Here is a 20,172-nt window from a genome sequence, read left to right as displayed (position 1 = left end):
CAAAATGGATGAGCCATAAGTCATATTTTTAAAATAAAACGATTATAATTTGCCTAGTGCGAAACTTGTAAATGAAAACCAAACCTCTGGAGCTGAGATTTTCTATTTAAAAAATGTATACAAAAGTTATATAAGTTAAGATGAAGGTTCTGTAGGTTTAAAATTTTACAAGTTCTTTGGATAATTAGTTTAGAAAACAAAGATGGTAAAAGAAATTTAAAGCTTTTTGCACATTAACATCAACTAAGAAAGAATGGGTAAAATGTTAAAATTACTCATTCTTTTCTAAAATTAATTAAAAAACAATCGATTACATATTTATTTTTATTAAATTAGGCAATCGATTACATATATTTATTTTTTAACTAAAAACTGATTAAAATGAAAACAAAATTACTTTTTTTAACTTTATTAACGGTAGCCTTTACAGCTACAACAAATGGCCAAGATAAGATTTGGGACTTTGGAGGATTAGCTCCTTACACAAGTGCAGAGCAAATTGCAATGTGGCCTGTGGTAGATTTTAGTGCTGGCGAAGGTTTAACTGTAATAAAAGACGGTTTAACATTAGTAGGAGATAGCTCTGGAGACAAATTTGGTAAAATTGAAAATAGCGGAGGTAAAACTTGGGATGAAGGTACTGATGATGAATATAAAACAATAAATCGTTTTAAATTTGAAGGTTCTGCAGGAGCTATAGGCACAGTACTACCAACGTATAGTTATTTATCTTTTCCAGTAACTGGAAATGTAGACATTAAAATCTGGTACAGAGCAAGTGGCGATAGTTCTGGTCGTGAATTAAATATAACTGATGGTACAAATGTACTTGCAAAAGTAGATGGAAATGGAAATACTGATCCATTAACTTTAACTGCATCGAAAACTGGTGCAGGTACTATTTATATTTTTGGCACAGGAAACTCATTTAACTTATACAAAATACAAGTAACATCTGTAGCTACTGCAAATACCAAAAAATTTAATGCAAACATAAAAGCTATTGCAAAAGCAATTGGAAACAAAATTTATATTTCTAATGTAGAAAAGAATACAGAAATTACGATTTACAGTATTACAGGTGCTTTAGTTAAAAAAATAAACACTAATAAAGACACAGATTTTTTAATGAAACCTGGTGTGTGGATTGCTAAAATTAAAACAGATAAAGGTATTAAATCTTTAAAATTATTAACTCAATAAAAGAATTATAAATCATTGTAAAAGGATATGTAAATTACATATCCTTTTTTTAATCAAAGAAAATTCTTAACCCATTATATAATGTTTACATACTTAAATAAATTAAAAATTATTTCAAAAAGTATTAATATATTGCTAATTACAATACTTATTAATTCTTGTAGTAGTAGCGCTATAGAAGATGATTTAAACACTTTAATAGAATCAATAACTATAGAAGGCAATACCATTACAGACGGAACAACAAGTCAATTATCTGTTATCATAAACCCAATTTCTGCAAGTAATAAAACTGTTTCTTGGAGCATAGATAAAACATCTATTGCAACAATATCACAAACAGGTTTGTTAACCGCGATTTCTAATGGTGAGGTTAAAGTAGGCGTAAGAGCAAAAGACGGGTCTGGAGTTAAAAGTGAAAAAATATTTGATATTTCTGGAGTAATAGCTGCTACTATTTTAGTAGAAAGTATTACTATAAATGCAACAAATATTATAGATGGTAGTTCACAACAATTGTCTATTAACATTATACCAAATAATGCTACAAACCAATCTGTTGCTTGGTCTGTTTCTGATACTAATATTGCTGAAATTTCATCAGATGGATTATTAATACCAAAAACTAATGGAACTATCAAAATTACAGCATCTTCAACAGATGGAAGCAATACATCTGCAGAAATAGAAATCACAATTTCTGGTATTAATTCTAATGTAAATGGAATTGTTGTAAACACATCCGAAGAACTTTTAACAGCTATTTCTAGCGTAAACGCTGGAGAAAATATTTATATTAAAAGTGGAAATTATGTTTTTTCTTCAACTATAAAATTGATTAAAGACGGTTCTTCATCAAACTTAATAAACCTTTTACCTCATCCGGATAATGCTACAAGACCAAAATTTGATTTTTCATCTATGTCAGAAAACTCATCAAACAGAGGTATTGCAATAGAAGGTGATTATTGGTATGTGAAAGGTATTGATGTTTTTGGAGCTGGTGATAATGGAATGTTTATTAAAGGTAATAATAACTTGATTGAATATTGCAGATTTAGCGAAAATAAAGATACAGGTTTACAAATAGGCAATGGAGCAAGTAACAATACAGTTTTAAATTGCGATTCTTTTTACAATGCAGATTCTACTTTAGAAAATGCAGATGGTTTTGCCTGTAAATTAGATGCAGGTGATGGTAATAAATTTATTGGTTGTAGAGCTTGGCAAAATTTAGATGATGGTTGGGATGGTTATATGAGAGGCAATGATAATATTACAACCATTTATGAAAACTGCTGGGCGTTTAATAACGGATATTTAAAAGATGGATCTAAAGGTGCAGGTGATGGAAATGGTTTTAAAACAGGTGGGAGCGATGATAAACTTTTAAAACATAATGCTATCTATAAAAATTGTATTGCTGCTGGTAATATTTATGATGGTTTTGACCATAATAGCAATAAAGGAGCTATAGAAATTTACAATTGCTCTTCATTTAAAAATGGTAGAAACATTAATTTCGGAAGTTCTAATATTGCAAGTTCTTTAACCATAAAAAACACACTTAGTTTTAATGGTGATAATAGCGATAGTTATAAAGCAACAACTACAGATATTACCAATAATGGCTGGCTAAATGGCTTAATAACTAATACTGATGACTTTGTAAGTATAGATATTACTTTATTAAGCAGTAGCAGAGATGTATATGGAAATTTGCCAAATATCGATTTTCTGAAATTAGTTACAGGCAGTGATCTAATTGATGCTGGTGTAGATGTAGGACTATCTTTTAATGGATCGGCTCCTGATATAGGTGCTTTTGAGAAAGAATAACTACTAAAATATTTAGTATGAAAAAAGCACTAGATAGATGTTCTATTTAGTGCTTTTCTAGTATTAAAAGTTGTATTATTTAGATAATTGAATTCGCATAAACTTCTACATTACTGTAATTTTTATTTAAGGTTTTTAAAGAAGCATCTTTTTTATCCTTAAAATTTAAATTGTTTTTTTTCTCCCAACAATCAGGAATTCCGTCATTATCTGTATCTTTTTTAGCTTTTTTTAGTTTGATAATTGGCCAACCCTTTACATCATCTTGAGAATCAATAATTCCGTTTTTAAAACTAATAGTTCCTTTTTTAGTGTTTTTTACAATTCTTATATCAACTTTATCTCTTTTAATACTTGCACCAGCATTTTTTAAAACATCATTATAAGAAATCAAAGAACTTGTTGTTTTAATGTTTTTATCAATATTAATTTCTTTTGATAATTTTGTGTCAATTAAATTATCACATTGTACCCCTCCATTCCAGTTGTTTTTAGAAATTATCGGAAAGCCATTTACATAATTACCATCAACAAAAAATTTACCATAAGGTTTAGACGGACTAACTATTCTATTTACTTTAGAAGATGTTGTTGCAACACTAGATTTAAAATAATTATTTACAATATTATATGTTCCGTTTTCACCACCATAAATACTATTTGCTCCCCAATTATAAATTACATTATTTCTAAAGTCTACAAATTCATTATCAGCATTTTTTGTGGTTTTAGAGCCACTAAACCTAGGGTTTCTACTATTATTATTCGCTAATAAATTATGATGAAAAGAAGCGTTAATTCCGCCCCAAATTCCACCATAACCATGAGCCCCTTTTTTATGTACAGATTTGTTTAAAGCTTCTGATATGATACACCATTGCAAAGTAAAGTTTTTGTTATTGTAAAAAGATGCATTTTCATCTGTACCCCAACTTATAGAACAATGGTCTATAATAACATTTTCTGTATTTCCACAACCTAGAGCATCACCTTGAAACTTATTTATATCGCCCATTCTAAATCTTAAATAACGTAGAATTACGTTATTAGCCTTAATTGTAAATGGATAACCTTTAATTGTAATTCCTTTTCCTGGGGCAGTTTGTCCTAAAATTGTTAGGTTACCTTTGCCTTTATTTACATCTAATTTAGATTTTAATTCTATAGTACCAGAAACATCAAAAACAATAATTCTTGCTCCCTTTTTTTTGATTCCTTTTCTAAAACTTCCTTCTCCATCATCATTTAAATTGGTTACTTTATAAATAATACCTCCTCTACCACCAGTAGTATATTTACCAAAACCTTCTGCAGATGGAAAAGCTAATTGATGTTGTCCAAAACTAATATTACAAGTTAATAAAAGTAATAATTGGGTAAATATTATTTTTTTTATCATTTTTTCGATGTTTAATATGAACATAAAAGAGGTAAACATAAATTTGCATACCTCTTTTTTATTAATAAACCAATTAACAATTATTACTTTAACCATCTAGGATCCCCAACTAAATTATCTTTTAATGTTTGGTTTGTTACAGTAAAATCACCTATTAAAGGATTTACAAAACCTGGGTCTAATTCAGTATGTGTTCCAGAAGCATCATATCTAGCAACTGTATCATCAATTAAAGTTGGTGCATTAAAGTAATTATTATTACTAAAAATTATGTCTTCGTCTGTTCTAGATTGATCAGAATAACCTTCAACTTCTGTATCTGTAATTAATGTGTTGTGTACTTCAATTTCATTATCTTCGAATCTAACATAAAGTAACCTTTTACTGTTTTTATTAGAACAAGCGTATAATGTACAGCTTTCTATTATAACATTACTTATGTTAGCTGGGTCTTGAGAAGCTAAGGTACCAGCATCATCCATTCTAATAAAATCACGAGCAGGTGCACAATTGTTAAAAGTACTTGTATTTACATTTAAGTTTAATACATCAGAATTTCTGAAATCTATAAAATCACCTCCATTTGTAACAACATCAGTTACAATAGATTTTTCTACTGTTACATTTTGTATAATTGCATCTGTTGTATTACCTGCAATAAAAGATCTATCATAATCGTGTACAATACAATCGCTAACTAATAAAGAATTGTAATTTCCAGCACCTGTATACCTTACAACATCTTGTACTGTTGCTTTTCCATCAAATTCTATATTCATAAAACTTACATCTGTAGCACCATTATTTATCTGAAAGTTAATATTTATTTTTGGCTTATCGTAACTTAATAATCCTCTTACAATTATAGATTTATCTAAATTAGCTGTACCAATTTGGGTTGTATAATCTCCAGGCTCTAAAATTAAGGTTTCTCCAAAACTTGCATTTAAAATCATAGTAAGTAAATCATCTGAAGTTTTAACAACTGTACCTGTTGCAGGATCTACTTCTGTTTTAATTGATGAAAAGCCTCTTGGTTTATCGTTGTTAAATAGTGTAACTTCATAGTCTGTTAAACTATTTAGACCTGTAACAGTAGCAATTCCAACAGATTTTTCTGCTTCAGATATAGTATGTGTAATATCACCTGGTTGTAATACAAGTTTAGTTACATTTATACCTGCTTCCCATCTAAAAAGTGCATCATTATACGCAACATCTCCGTTTACAGAAGGTAACATTAATTGTTCGCTTAAAGTTGTTACTGTAGCTAAAGCCCATTTAGAGTCTTCTAACCCATTAGCACTTATTGCTTTTACTCTAATTGAGTATTCTGTTAAACCTTCTAGCTTTATTTGAACAGGAAGTTCTTCTACAGAAACTTCTACAGACTTAAAAATAGTTGTAAAATTAGGATCATCTGCACTAAATTCAACAGCATATGTGTTGATTTCTTCTCTTGGTATCCAGTTTAATTCTACTGTTGTTTGATTTCTAACTCGAGCAGTTAATTCTATGGGAGCAAATTCTCTGCTCACAGAAAGTTCTTGTATTACATCTTCATCATAATTTGTAATATCGCAACTAGTAATACTAATTGTTACAATTACTGTGAAAAGTACCTTAATTAAATTTTTTATCTTCATAATAAATACTTATTTATTGTTCTTAATATCCGTAATCGTTAACTAACGTACCATTACTACTATCTATAAATACTTGCCAAATTGGCCAAAATTGTCTGTCATCTGGATTTACACCTTCTTTAAAAAGAGAGTTAATAACATCGTCTTCAATAACTGTCCAGTCTTTTGAAAAATAATCAGGTCCAGGGTTAGTTGTTTCTCCTCTATTTAAACCATATATTTTTAGAGTTTCTTCGTCTGCTTCATATTTATAATATAAAGTCGTAGGAACATCAGCATATTCTCCTGTTCTGTTTTTTAAATCTAGCATTTTTTGTTTGGCAGTTGCTAAATTAGTTCCAAGTTTATTCCAACGAATTAAAGCTTGTTTACGCTCCATTTCTCCAGTAAATTCATATTTATGTTCTTTTACAATTGCATTAAACATATCTTCTTTAGTTGTAAGCGCATTAACATACCCGTCTACTTTAGTTGCATGATCTGCAGCGTTAAATGCTCTTCTTCTAATTTGTTTTAAGTAAGGTGCAGCAGCAGAAGGTCCTTCTAATTCATTTGCAGCTTCTGCAGCCATTAAAATTATTTCTGCATAACGCATATACATTTTATTGATACCATCATCATTAGAAGAAGTTACATAACGATTCATCCATTCGTAACGATATTTACCAAAGTACCAAATATCTAAACTAACAAGTTCTTGTTTAGAAAAACCATCTATTGCTGTTCCCCATTGATAAGGAACACACGTTATATCTCTTCTAGAATCTGCTTCATCATAATCATAAAAAACTGTTGGTAAAGGTCCAGAAATACCACCTCTTGCTTGACCTGTATGTTGGTCTACACTTCTATGGCGTATTGCAAAAGAGAAATTTACACGACCACGACCGTCAGAAAAAGGCATTTCCCAAATAGATTCACCTCCTGCAGAAATATTTTCTTCATTTAGTTTTCTCCATACAGTTTCAAAACTAGGTTCTAAACCTACAGTACCACTATTAATAATAGAACGACATTCATCTAGAGCTATTTTATACATTTTAGCTACAGATAAATCTGGATCATTAGATCTACGTACACCATCATTAGGAAACTGTTGAAAACCACTTGCTGCCAACGCAACTCTTGCTCTTAAACCTTTAACAAATGCTTTGTTTACTTTTTCTACACTCGTTGTAGCAGAACTTTCATTTGGCCATGCAACAAGTTCTGAAGCTTCAGCTAAATCAGCAATTATTTGTTTATAAACAATATTTCTACTAGATTTTGGAGTGTATGCACTTTCGAAAGTTGTAGGTTCAAATAAAGCTGGTACGTCTCCCCAAGTTTTAACCAAATCACTATAATACATAGCTCTTAAAGTTAATGCTTCACCTAATAACTGCCCCATTTCATTTCCTACTTCTGGGTTACCATACAATCTAATACCTTTTATACAAATATTAGCTCTTTCTATAGCTCTATAAATCATTGCCCAAGAACTATTGGTTCTGTTCATTTGTGTATTATTTGCTTTTGCATCATACACCATAAGATCTCCTGTAGCATTTCCAACAGACGATGAGTTATAGTTCCATTCAGTATCTGTATTAAATCCATAAAAAGGTATATGTCTACCTCTATATGAGTTTGTTTGCCCTATTGGCTCTAGAATACCATCTATTGCTCCTCTAGCCAAATCAACTTGTGAAAAAATTAGTGATTCTTGTAAAGTTGATTTTGCTGGTGTTTCTAAAAAGTCGCTATCAAATTCTTTACAAGAATTGAAAAGACTCATTATAAGCACTGCTAAAATTATTATTGATTTTATTTTTTTCATTTTCTAAAGATTACGTTGTTAAAAATTTAGGTTTAGACCAAAAACAATCTGTCTACTTCTTGGATAAGCAGAGTTATCTACACCAGGTGTTAAAGGTGTGTTTCTTCTTGTTGATACTTCAGGGTCTGATCCAGAATAATTCGTAAGAACAAATAAATTATTAGCTGTCATATAAAACCTAAGATTAGATACACCTATATGCTTTATTACATCTTCAGGAAGTGTGTATCCTAAAGTAACTGTATTTAATCTTAAAAAGGATCCATCTTCTACTGCCCAATCACTAAAAACATATCTAGACATATATGGAGACCACATAGTTGTATTTGAATTTAGCGCTGTTAATTGAGCTGGGTCTGTTACTAATTGACCACTTGTAGGATCTAAATTTGTCCATCTATTACCATCGACCATTACAGAACTTAAATTTCTAAATTGCCCATTATCATTAGAGGTTGTAAATTCAACTTTATCAGCATTATAAATATCGTTTCCAATGCTAAAGTTAAATGCTGCAGAAAAATCAAATCCGTAAGCATTAGCATTTAGAATAATACCTCCTGTAACATCTGGGTTTGCATTTCCAATAATTTCTTGATCATCTACATTAACGATACCATCTCCTGTAAGATCTTTTAATTTCATAGAACCTGGCCCTACATTATCTAACCATTGATTGTCTACTACCCCAGATTTTAGAGTATAACTACTTGTAGTTGCATCGTAATCAAAATCTGAAACTTCGTACCTACCATCATTTCTAAAACCATACATAGTACCAATAGATTCTCCAACCCTAACTACATAATCATCTCCAATTTGAGAAGAAGCCCAATTAGTGTTTTCTCCAAAATCGCTACCACCTAAAGAGTTAATGTTATTTTTGTTAGCACTTGCATTTACAGTAAGGCTTAACCCATAATTTTTTTCTTCTAAAATAGATAAGTTTAAAGATCCTTCTATACCTTTATTCTCAATCTCTCCTAAGTTTCTGTATTGATTAGCATAACCTGTAGATTGTGGTACCTCTGCTAAATATAATAAGTCTTGAGTAAGATTTTTATATGCTTCTACACTACCTGTTACTTTACCCCCAAATAGGTTAAAATCTAAACCTATATTTTGTGTTACAGTGGTTTCCCATTTTAAATCTGGGTTTACTAAAGTAGTTGGTGCTGCCCAATAATTTGTAACATCATTTAAATAGGTTGTAGTATTAGTTTGAAGAGCTCTAACAGTTTGCCCAACAGGGATGTTGTTATTACCGGCTTCACCATAACTAAGCCTTACTTTTAATAAATCTACCCATTCTACATCTTTTAAAAAGTCTTCTTCAGAAATTTTCCAAGCTAATGCAGCAGAAGGGAAATACCCCCAAGAATTATCACCTAAAAATTTACTTGAACCATCTGCTCTATAAGTAGCTGTTAATAAATATTTGTTTTTGTAATCGTAATTTACACGACCAAAAAATGATAATAATTTATTATCTGGACTGTAAAAGTTATCTACAGTTTGTGGTACACCTTGAGAAGAAAGTAATTGTGCTGTTTCAAAATCAAAAAGTTTAGGATAACCATGAATTTCTGTAGTTAATCTATTAGATTTAGTTATAATCATTTCTTCACCAACTAATAATTTAATTGAATGATTATCACTTTTAATTAAATTTTTAAAATCATAATTTAATGTATTGGCATTTCTAAAACGTACTTCATCTCTGTCTCTTGTTAATGTAGCTGGCAAACCTTGATTTTCTGCAGATGGTCTGTTGTTAGCGTAATATGAAGAACGCCCATAGAAACGAGAATCTAAATCTGTTCTGTTATCTAAACCTAAATCCATTTTATATTTTAGATTTTTAATCATTTCCCAAGAAAAGCTACCTACCATATTAAAATTTTTCTTTGTCTTTTGGCGTTGAGAATCTGCTATGGCAACAAAAGGATTTACTAAATAACTAGAAAGAGCTTCATCTGTATTATCTGTTGTTAATCCAGGTAAAGGAATAGGAGAATAACCAACTACGTGCTTTAAACGAGAATCTCTAGAAGAAACTTCGTTTTGCTCATTAGCACCACCACCATTTACTTCTGTATCTGAATAACGAAGTGTAAAAGTTAAATCTATTTTTTCACTTGCTTTATTTTTTATAGAAGCAGAAAAGTTATTTCTTCTAAAATTAGAGCCTAACATAATTGCTTTTACGTCATATAAGGCATAGTTTAGGCTATATTTAAATTTTTCAGAACCTCCACGTACAGATAAGTCACGACTTTGTACATTACCCATTCTACCATATATTTGTTTTTGCCAATCGGTACTTGGTTGACCAATATATTGATCATAATCTTGCCATTGACCAAAATACTGTTCATAAGACTCTAGTCTATCTCTAAGTAGAGCATATTCATATTGCCACTTTACAAAATCATCAGCTTCTAAAACATCAACTGTTTTGGCAATACTACTAACTCCATAAAACATATTAAAGTTTGCAGTTACTTTACCATCTTTACCACTTTTTGTAGTGATAATTATAACTCCATTAGCCCCTCTAGAACCATAAATTGCTGTTGAAGAAGCGTCTTTTAAAACTGTAATATTTTCAATATCTGAAGAAGATACATCACTAATACTATTTACAGGAAACCCATCTACAATTACTAAAGGAGAACTGTCTTGAGTAAGAGAGCCACCACCACGAATTCTAATGTTTATATCAGAATCAGGTGATCCTTCTGTAGATAAAACTTGTACACCTGCTAAACGACCGCTTAAAGCTTCACCTACATTTGCTATAGGTTGTTTTGCTAAATCAGATCCAGAAATATTTACTACAGAACCTGTTAAATCAGATTTACGAGCGCTACCATAACCAATAACAACAATTTCATCTAATTGCTGTGAACTTTCTTCTAAAGAAACATTAAGAGTTTTTAATCCATTTACTTTAACTTCTTTTGTTTTAAATCCTAAATAAGAAAAAACCAGAACATCAGTACTACCATCTACTTTTATGTTATAGTTTCCGTCAAAATCTGTTTGTACTCCTTTTGTAGTTCCTTTAATAATAATTGAAACCCCTGGTAAAGGTGTTTCATCTTTAACATCTATCACTGTCCCCGTTACTGTAATAGTTTGTGAAAACATATTATTTGCTAAAAGAGAAATGAAAACAATTAAAAATGTTTCTGTAATTTTTCTTGTTTTTAAGAGCAAATAACTTTTTGTGTAATTTCCCATAAATACTTAATTAGTTTATTAGTTATAAATAAAAATTAATCTTTAAATCAATTTGTTTTCATTTTATTTTTCTGAATGTAAATAGAATGTCAAAATAATTCAAATGTGTAATCGATTGCACAAATATATATATATTTTTTTCTTCTTAAGATATTTTTAACGTAAAATTTTATCAAATTAATAAATAATCGATCTTTTTTTATTAAAAAACCACTTTAGAGCAGAAAATGAATTGTATTGTTTAAATGTCGACTAATTGGAAATAAAAAGTTTAAAAAGGTACTCTATGTTTTAAAAAAAAAGTGAAAACAATTTGGTACTACCTAAGTCTTATAGTAAGGCTGTACTAAAACATAAGCTATTATTACTTGTGTTTTAAAATTTAGAAGATTTATAAAAATAAAACTAGAACTTTTGAGAAGATTTTCTAATTTTTAACTCTGGGGATAAAACTACATGTTTTTCAGATTTAACTTTCGCATCATTATTAACCTCTTCTAAGAATATTTGAGCAGCTATTCTACCCATTTCTCTAGGAGATTGATCTACTGATGTAATTGACAACTCCATAAATTTTGTAAAAGGCTCGTTACTAAACCCAACCACGCTTATATCTTCTGGTATTCTTAAACCATAACTGGTAATCTCTTGTATTGCTCCTAAAGCAGTAAAATCACTAGAAGAAAAAATTGCATCTGGTCTATTGTCCATTTCTAAGAATAGCTTTGTTTGTTTTCTACCTTCTAGAACTTTACTAAAACTTTCTACCACTAAATTTTCATCAAAAGTTAATCCTGAATCAATAATAGCTTGTTTGTAACCTAAATACCTGTTTTTAAATATCTCTAATTTTCGATTGTTAGATAGGTGAGCAATGCGTTTACAACCTTGATCTATTAAGTGTTTTGTAGCATCATAAGCCCCTTTATAATCATCAATAGTAATAGTACTTACATTTTTAATGTTTTTCTTTCTATCAAAAAATATAAGAGGTACGTTCTTTTTTAAAAGACTTTTAAAACCATCTAACTTTTCTATATTAGCATTAGAAACAGACATTAAAACACCATCTACTTGAGCGTTTAATAAAGAATTTATATTTTTTATCTCTAATTCTTGTTGATCATGAGTTTGACAAATTATTACATGATAACCTTCTGGATATAATTCTTCTTCAATACCACGAATTACAGAACTAAAAAAGTTACTATCTATTCTTGGTACAATAACACCTACATTAAAACTTTTTCCGCTTTTAAGAGCTAGTGCAAGTTTATTTTGTTCATAGTGCATTTTTTTAGCGGTTTCAAAAACTAATTCTTTCGTTTTTGCGCTAATTTTAGGGTTGTTATTTAATGCTCTAGATACTGTTGCAGCTGTTATGTTTAGCTCCTTAGCAATATCGTATATTGTTGTTTTTTTAGACATTTTAGCTGTTTTAATAAAATAAAGGTATTTTTTTAAACTTGACAAGTAAAATAGTTATTATTTAATTGTTATCGATTACATTTTTATAATTAATTTTTTTTAGAAATGTCAAATAAATTATTTCAAAGCCCAAAAAAAGCGATTTTTTTTTAAAAATACAGCTAAAAATACATATTTATCAATTTTTAGTTAAATATATTTGGATAATCGGAACTGTTTTTCTATGTTTGGTAATCGATTACATTATGTGATCTTACTTTTAATTAATAAACAAGGATAATAAAAAAAAAGAGGCTGTAAAATAATATGAAAAGAGAAACCAAAATTTTTAGCGCATTTTCAATAGTAATAATTTTTTGTTTGGTAGTAATGGCTTCTTGTAAAGAAAAAAAAGAAGTTCAAGAACCTTTAAGCGTTTGGGAGAATATGAATAAAGTAATTAACTCTATAAGCAAACCTAAATTTTTAGATAAAACTTATAATTTTTTAGATTTTGGAGGTGTACCAGATGGAGTTACTTTTAATACAGCTGCTTTTAAGCAAGTTATTAAAACGTGTACAGATAATGGTGGAGGAAAAATTGTAATTCCAGCTGGGAAATATTTAACAGGTGCTATTCATTTAGAAAATAATGTTAATCTTCATTTAGAAGAGGGAGCAGAAATATTATTTAGCACAAACCCGAAAGATTATTATCCATTAGTTGCGACCTCATATGAAGGGGTAGAATTAATGAATTACTCACCTTTAATTTATGTAAAAAATAAAAAAAATGTCGCTATTACTGGTAAAGGTGTTTTAAATGGTCAGGCAAGTAATAATAATTGGTGGAAATGGTGCGGAAAAGATACTTATGGTTATAAGAAAGGAGATCCTATGCAAAGAGATAGTTTAAATCTGCCAAGATTAATGGATATGGGGCAAAATAATGTTCCTTTAAATGATAGAATCTTTGGAGATGGACACTATTTACGTCCAAATTTTATTGAATTTTATGAATGCGAAAGTGTAATGCTAGAAGGGGTTAAAATAATTAACGCACCTTTTTGGATTATACATCCCTTTAAATCTAAAAACATTATTGTAGATGGAGTAACTGTTGAAAGTCACGGGCCTAATAATGATGGTTGTGACCCTGAGTACTCTAAAAACGTACTAATAAAAAATTGCATATTTAATACTGGTGATGATTGTATTGCAATAAAAGCGGGTAGAGATGCAGAAGGTAGAAGAGTGGGTATTAAAAGCGAAAATATTGTGGTGCAAAATTGTAATATGATAGATGGACATGGAGGGGTTGTAATTGGAAGTGAAATGTCTGCAGGAGTAAAAAATGTATATGTAGAAAACTGTAAAATGAATAGCCCTAATTTAGATAGAGCTATTAGATTAAAAACAAATTCTAGAAGAGGTGGAGTAATAGATGGTGTATATGTAAGAGATTTAGAAGTTGGTCAAGTAAAAGAAGCTGTTTTAAAATTAAATATGCATTATGCTACTTATGTAAATCAAACAGGGGAATTTATTCCAGAAATTAAGAATATTTTGTTAGAAAATATTAAAGTTAAAAATGGTGGTTACTATGCTATTTTAGCAAAAGGTTATGAGCAGTCTAAAATAAACAACGTAACACTTAAAAATGTAGTTATAGAAAAAGTAGATAATGCTTTTTCAATAGAACATTTATCAAATTTAAAATTAATAGATACTTACATAAACGGTTCATTAATGCAAAGTCCAAAACAACCAAATTAACATTAACTATAAAAAACAACAATTAAATTATGAACATTAAATTCTTACACAAAAAATGCATTAAGCATTTTGCAACCTTACTATTACTTTTTGGGGTTTTTGGAGTTAACTCCATTTTGGCTCAGAAGGATAAAACAGTTAAAGGTATTATTACAGATTCTGAAACAAATTCACCACTACCAGGAGTAAATATTTTAGAAAAAGGAACCAACAATGGTACTTATACAGATTTCAACGGAAATTATTCTATTACTTTAAAAAATGCTAATTCTACCTTAATTATATCTTATCTTGGCTATAGTTCTAAAGAAGTAGTCGTTAGTGGAAAGAGTAAAATAGATATTAGCTTATCTCCAGACGAACAGTCTTTAGATGAAATAGTTGTGGTGGGTTACGGTACAGTAAAGAAAAAAGACTTAACAGGTACAGTAAGTACGGTTAGTGCAGCTGCAATTACAGAAAAGAATGCTACAAACCCTCTAGAAGCCATACAGGGTAATATTGCGGGTGTGCAAATTTCATCGGCAACTGGTAGAGTTGGTGATGGTTTTAATATGACAATTAGAGGAACAAATTCGTTAAGTGGAGGTAGTCCGTTATTTGTTGTAGATGGGGTATTTGTAGATGATATTAGTTTTTTAAATCCACAAGATATTTCTAGGATGGATGTGCTAAAAGATGCATCATCATCTGCAATTTATGGTTCTAGAGGAGCAAATGGTGTTGTAATTGTTACAACCAAAAACGGTTCAAATGCAAAATCTGGTTTTAATGTTTCTTTAGAAACCTCTTATGGTGTAAAAGCTACTACAAGATTACCAAAAATGATGGGTGGAGAAAAATGGTGGAAATATCACCAATCTGCTTATTTTGCAACAACGAATGGTGGAGATGCATCAACTACAACAGCAGATATGTTAGCAGGTTCTGTTGTTGGTTCTGCAAATGCATTATTATTAGAAAGAGCAAATAAAAATCAAGTATTCGATTGGTATGATGCTGTTTTATCTTCTGGAATTCAGCAAAATAACTATGTAAACATAAGTGGTAGAGCAGAAAACGGTTTAGCTTATAATTTAGGTTTAGGAATGCAAAAAGAAACAGGAAATATTGCTAATGAGTCTATAGATAAGTATACCTTAAAATTAGGTGTAAATCATAAGATAAATGATAAAATTTCTGCAGGATCTAACATAACTATAGCTAAAACTAACGAGCAATTTGGAAGTTCTGTTGCAATGAGAGATGCTTTTAGATTAAATCCATTTTTATCGCCTTGGGCTATAGATGACAATGGGAACGAGTTAGTGGGAGAATTATTTCCACAACCAGGTAAATTAACATACCCAACAAACGGTAATTTTGCTATTAATAAAACTAGTACATATAACCCATTATTAGAAATTGCAAATACAGATGATGAGAGAAGAAGATGGAAAATATTAGGAAATGTATATTTTGAATACAAACCTTTAGAATGGTTAAGTTTAAAAACAACATATTCTGGTGGTTATACAAACTCAACAAGAGGAAAAGCTTGGGGAGCCTTAACTAATACGGGTCTTAGTAATAAAAACTTACCTTCGTCAGAATTATCTACTAGTGAAAACTTTAACTATACTTGGGATAATCAATTTAATATAAAACACGATTTAAATGAAGACCATTCATTTAACTTATTAGGTTTACAAAGTATTTACTCTAACACTACAGAAAGCTCTTTTCTAAGTTCTAGAGAACAACCTTTTAACACAGGGTTTAATAATGTTGGTTCTGGTAATTCAAGTACTTTTAATTTAGGTTCTGCTTTTATAAAAAATACTTTAAGCTCTTATGCTTTAAGATTAAATTATGCGTTTAAAGATAGATACTTGTTTACATTATCTAATAGATGGGATGGTTCTTCTGTATTATCTGAAGGCAACAAGTGGGAATCTTTTCCTTCTGCAGCATTTGCGTGGAAAATTAACGAAGAAAACTTTTTAAGCGACAATAATACTATTTCAAACTTAAAAGCTAGAGTTAGTTTTGGGTATACAGGTAATGATAATGTACCTTCATATTCTACATTAAATACTTTAGATCAACAATTATTTTATGATTTTGATGGAGCAACTGCAAATGGTTGGTTGGCTTCTTCTTTAGCAAATAAAACTCTTACTTGGGAAAAAACTAGAGAAGTTAATTTTGGTGTAGATTTTGGGTTTTTAAACAATAGAATTTCTGGTAGTTTAGATGTTTATGATAGATTATCTGAAGGACAAATTGGTAGACAAAGTTTACCTTTAGAGTTAGGTGTACCAAGTGGTAGTACTTTTGCAAACTTTGGATCTATTAGTAACAAAGGGGTAGAAATTCTATTAACTACTAAAAATATTCAAAAAGAAAATTTTTCTTGGGAAACTACTTTTACCTTTACTAAAAATACAAATAGTTTAGAGGAGATTAATGGGCAGTCAGAAGTTGATGATATTGGTAATAACTGGTTTATTGGAGAATCTTTAAACTCTTATTATAACTTTGTTTTTGACGGTATATGGCAACCAAGTGAAGCAGCAGAAGCTGCAAGTTTTGGTCAAACTCCAGGGCAGGCAAAAGTTAAAGATTTAAATGGTGATGGTAAAATAGACGCAAACAACGACAGAACTATTTTGGGTAACTCAGATCCTTCTTGGTCAGGAAGTATTATTTCTAATTTAAGAGTTGGAGATTTCGACTTATCTATTTCTGTATTCACAAATCAAGGTGTGTTTGCTTATAGTGAATTTCATCAAAACTTTACAGACGTTAGAGATAGAGGTAGACAAAAATTAGATATTGCAGATTGGTATATTCCTGAAAATGCTGCTGGTATTCCTGCACAATTTTCAAACTCTTATCCACAACCTAGAAATGCTGGTACGTATTGGAGAAACGATAGAGTAGGGTATTATAGAGATGCTTCATTTATAAAAATTAAGAACATTGCTGTTGGTTATACTTTTAATAGAGATTTGTTAGATAAATTAAAAATTAAAGGACTTAGAATTTATGCAAATGTGTTAAATCCTTTTGTAATAACAGATTATGATGGTTATGACCCAGAATGGGCAACAGCATCATTTAACGTAGGTAGAGTTAGTTCTGCTACATATCAATTAGGATTAAGTTTAAAATTTTAAATAAAAAAAGATGAAAAAAATATTAGTTTTAGGAATCTTAACAATACTTTTTAGTGCTTGTTCAGATTTTATTGACGAGGATAATAGATCAAATGAAACAGCAGAATCTTTCTATACAACTGCTTCTGGTTTTGAAACATTAGTTAACGCAAATTATGCGCAATTAAAGGAAATATATGGTGGAGATGCTTATGTGTTTTGTGCCGGAACAGATTTATATGCTGTAGGCTCTGGTAGAGGTTCAGAACCAGATGGTCTTTCTCAATATACACAATTAAATTCTTCTTCTGTAGATGTAGACCAACTGTATACTTCTTGTTATAGAGCAATTAATTCTGCTAATACTGCTTTGTATTATTCAGATTTAACAGAAAAAACAATTAATTTAAATCAATTGGTTGGAGAGATAAAGTATTTAAGAGCCAATGCATATTTTTTACTGGTACAAACTTATGGTGGCGTCGGTATTTTAAAAGATTTTTTAGATAGCCCAGTTTTATCATTTAATAGAGATTCGGCAGAAGATGTTTATAAATTAATAATTACAGATTTAGAAGAGTCTTTAAACGCTGTTACTAGCGGTTCTTATGTTGGTAGAGTTAATAAAAAAGCCGTACAACACTTGTTAGCTAAAGTACATTTAACAAGAGCATACGAAAGTTTTGCAGATGCTAATGATTTTGCAACTGCGGCGTCTTATGCAGATGAAGCTATTGCGGGTCAGTCTTTAACTATTCCTTTTGATGAGTTATGGAAGCCTGGAAACGAATTAAATAACGAAACTGTTTTTTCTGTACAATACAGTACAGCATCTGCTAGTACAGATCCAGAAAATTTAGGTCATAAACAAGCAAATTGGTACGGACCTTATTTAGGTGGTTCTGAAAATGCTGGTAATGCTGGTTGGAGAAGTTATACTTTATTGGCTACAGATTTTGCTTTGAGTTTATTTACTGAAGAAGATGAAAGATATAAGGCAACATTTATGACAGAAGCATTTATGAGATATTATGATGCATTTGATGTAGATGATACTAGTGGCTTAGAAGTAAGACATTATTATGCACCACAATGGGCAACTCCTGCAGATATTACTGCTTATGCTTTAGAACATCCTGAAGCACAAATACATGAATGGGGTACTTATGCAGCCGGTGTTGTAAGTAGCGACTACCAAACAATACCAGCAAAAAAATTCGACGATCCAAAAGCACCATTTCAAGATGATTCTAGAGTTAGTACTAGAGATATTATTTTATCTAGATTAGGTGAAACTTATTTAATAGCAGCAGAGGCTTATTTAAACACCAATAAAGCAACAGGTTTGGCTAGATTAAACGCAGTTAGAAATAGAGCAGGTTTAACCACACCTTTAGCAGATTATGATATAGATATTGTATTAGACGAAAGAGCTAGAGAGTTGTTTGGAGAATACCATAGATGGTTCGATTTAAAACGTACTGGGAAGTTGGTAGAACGTGCATCTATGTATAATTATTTAGTTGATGCAGCTAATTTTAACGGAGCAAATGGTGAACTTAAAATTTTAAGACCAATACCACAATCTGCTTTAGATTTAAATCAGAATAAAGACTTTCCACAGAATGCTGCTTATCAATAATAGAAAGCATTAAGAGAGGTTTTAAGATAGAATAAAGTAATTATTATTAAATTTGAGTTGATTTTATTTAAGCCTGATTTTTTGTGAAAATCAGGCTTATTTATTTAAGGGCATTTATGAAACACATAGCTGTATTTATTTTTTTTCTTTTTACAACCAATTTTTTTGCTTTTCAAAAGCAGAATATAGATACAAGTTATACAATAAATAGCGCTTTTAATAAGTATAAAAAAAGCTTTCCTAAAATTAAAATTGTACCACTAAGTAGGTTTAAAAATGTTTCTGAAATAAATAATATTATTTACAAAAGCTTAAAGAGTAGAAATCTTAAATTAGATGCTTTTATAAACAAAAGAAAAAATAATCCTGCGGTAGTTTTAGTTCACGGTGGCGGTTGGAAATCAGGCAACAAATCTCATATGCATGCATTGGCTCAAAATATTGCCTCAAAAGGGTACTCTTGTTTTGCTATAGAATATAGGTTAGCTGATGAAGCGAAATATCCTAAAGGAATTTTTGATGTTAAATCTGCAATTAAATTTATTAAATTAAATGCGAAAAGGTTTCATACAGACAGTTCTAAAGTTGTAATATTGGGGGCCTCTTCTGGTGCACAAATGGCAACATTGGTGGGTACTACAAATAATAATATTAAATTTGAAGAAGAGGTAAATAATATAGTTTCTGCTACGGTTAAAGCAATTATAAACTTAGATGGTATTTTGGCTTTTAAGCATCCAGAATCTAAAGAGGGTAAAATGGCAAGTTTATGGTTAGGTGGTTCTTTTAGAGATAAACCAAAAATATGGAAAGAAGCTTCGCCATTATTTCACACAGATAAAAATACACCTCCAATTTTATTTATTAATAGTCAATTTAAAAGATTTCATGCAGGAAGAGATGATATGATTAAAATTTTAGATAATTATGCTATATACAGTCAGATAGAAACAATACCCAATAGCCCTCATACGTTCTGGTTATTTCAACCATATTTTAATGATACGTTAAAAATTATAACTCAATTTTTAAAACAAATTTTTAAATCAAACTAA

11 protein-coding genes are annotated in these 20,172 nt (G+C 30.0%); 6 read left to right on the top strand and 5 right to left on the bottom strand.

The genetic code is table 11. From position 1 onward, the window contains the following. The first annotated feature begins 381 nt into the window (after positions 1–381). Both BW723_RS03475 and BW723_RS03470 read left to right on the top strand, forming a co-directional pair. Positions 382–1,203: a T9SS type A sorting domain-containing protein gene (locus tag BW723_RS03475; protein ID WP_068362233.1), complete on the top strand. Its 822-nt coding sequence runs from the start codon at positions 382–384 to the stop codon at positions 1,201–1,203. An 81-nt stretch (positions 1,204–1,284) separates the two neighbouring features. Continuing rightward, on the top strand, positions 1,285–3,042 hold the full coding sequence (locus tag BW723_RS03470; protein WP_068362237.1) for an Ig-like domain-containing protein: 1,758 nt from the start codon (positions 1,285–1,287) through the stop codon (positions 3,040–3,042). A gap of 79 nt (positions 3,043–3,121) precedes the next feature. Here the strand turns inward: BW723_RS03470 and BW723_RS03465 are convergent, their stop codons facing one another. The 5 genes from BW723_RS03465 to BW723_RS03445 all read right to left on the bottom strand — a co-directional run bounded on the left by BW723_RS03465 (position 3,122) and on the right by BW723_RS03445 (position 12,580). Then, positions 3,122–4,441, bottom strand: coding sequence for a pectate lyase family protein (locus BW723_RS03465; protein WP_068363573.1), 1,320 nt, complete (start codon positions 4,439–4,441; stop codon positions 3,122–3,124). Between the two features lie 83 nt (positions 4,442–4,524). After that, positions 4,525–6,087 (bottom strand): DUF5123 domain-containing protein, encoded by a 1,563-nt coding sequence (locus BW723_RS03460; RefSeq protein WP_068362239.1) that lies wholly within the window; start codon positions 6,085–6,087, stop codon positions 4,525–4,527. A 22-nt stretch (positions 6,088–6,109) separates the two neighbouring features. Next, positions 6,110–7,906 (bottom strand): RagB/SusD family nutrient uptake outer membrane protein, encoded by a 1,797-nt coding sequence (locus BW723_RS03455; RefSeq protein ID WP_068362242.1) that lies wholly within the window; start codon positions 7,904–7,906, stop codon positions 6,110–6,112. 18 nt (positions 7,907–7,924) lie between these two features. Next, a complete protein-coding gene (locus tag BW723_RS03450) occupies positions 7,925–11,152 on the bottom strand; it encodes a SusC/RagA family TonB-linked outer membrane protein (protein WP_068362245.1) in 3,228 nt (1,075 codons plus the stop codon). Between the two features lie 405 nt (positions 11,153–11,557). Continuing rightward, complete coding sequence (locus BW723_RS03445; RefSeq protein WP_068362248.1) at positions 11,558–12,580, bottom strand: LacI family DNA-binding transcriptional regulator; 1,023 nt, start codon at positions 12,578–12,580, stop codon at positions 11,558–11,560. A gap of 306 nt (positions 12,581–12,886) precedes the next feature. Between BW723_RS03445 and BW723_RS03440 the strand changes: the two genes are divergently transcribed. From BW723_RS03440 to BW723_RS03425, 4 genes are all read left to right on the top strand, one after another. Continuing rightward, positions 12,887–14,335: a glycoside hydrolase family 28 protein gene (locus BW723_RS03440; protein WP_068362251.1), complete on the top strand. Its 1,449-nt coding sequence runs from the start codon at positions 12,887–12,889 to the stop codon at positions 14,333–14,335. 29 nt (positions 14,336–14,364) lie between these two features. Next, a complete protein-coding gene (locus BW723_RS03435; protein ID WP_068362254.1) occupies positions 14,365–17,496 on the top strand; it encodes a SusC/RagA family TonB-linked outer membrane protein in 3,132 nt (1,043 codons plus the stop codon). Positions 17,497–17,506: 10 nt separating this feature from the next. Beyond that, entirely contained in the window at positions 17,507–19,117 is a 1,611-nt protein-coding gene (locus tag BW723_RS03430) for a RagB/SusD family nutrient uptake outer membrane protein (protein ID WP_068362256.1), read from the top strand. 116 nt (positions 19,118–19,233) lie between these two features. Then, a complete protein-coding gene (locus BW723_RS03425; protein ID WP_068362258.1) occupies positions 19,234–20,172 on the top strand; it encodes an alpha/beta hydrolase in 939 nt (312 codons plus the stop codon).

The organism is Polaribacter reichenbachii, assembly GCF_001975665.1.
Lineage (GTDB): Bacteria > Bacteroidota > Bacteroidia > Flavobacteriales > Flavobacteriaceae > Polaribacter > Polaribacter reichenbachii.
Note: the sequence above shows the minus strand (reverse complement) of the source record. Positions and strands in the feature narration are given on the sequence as shown.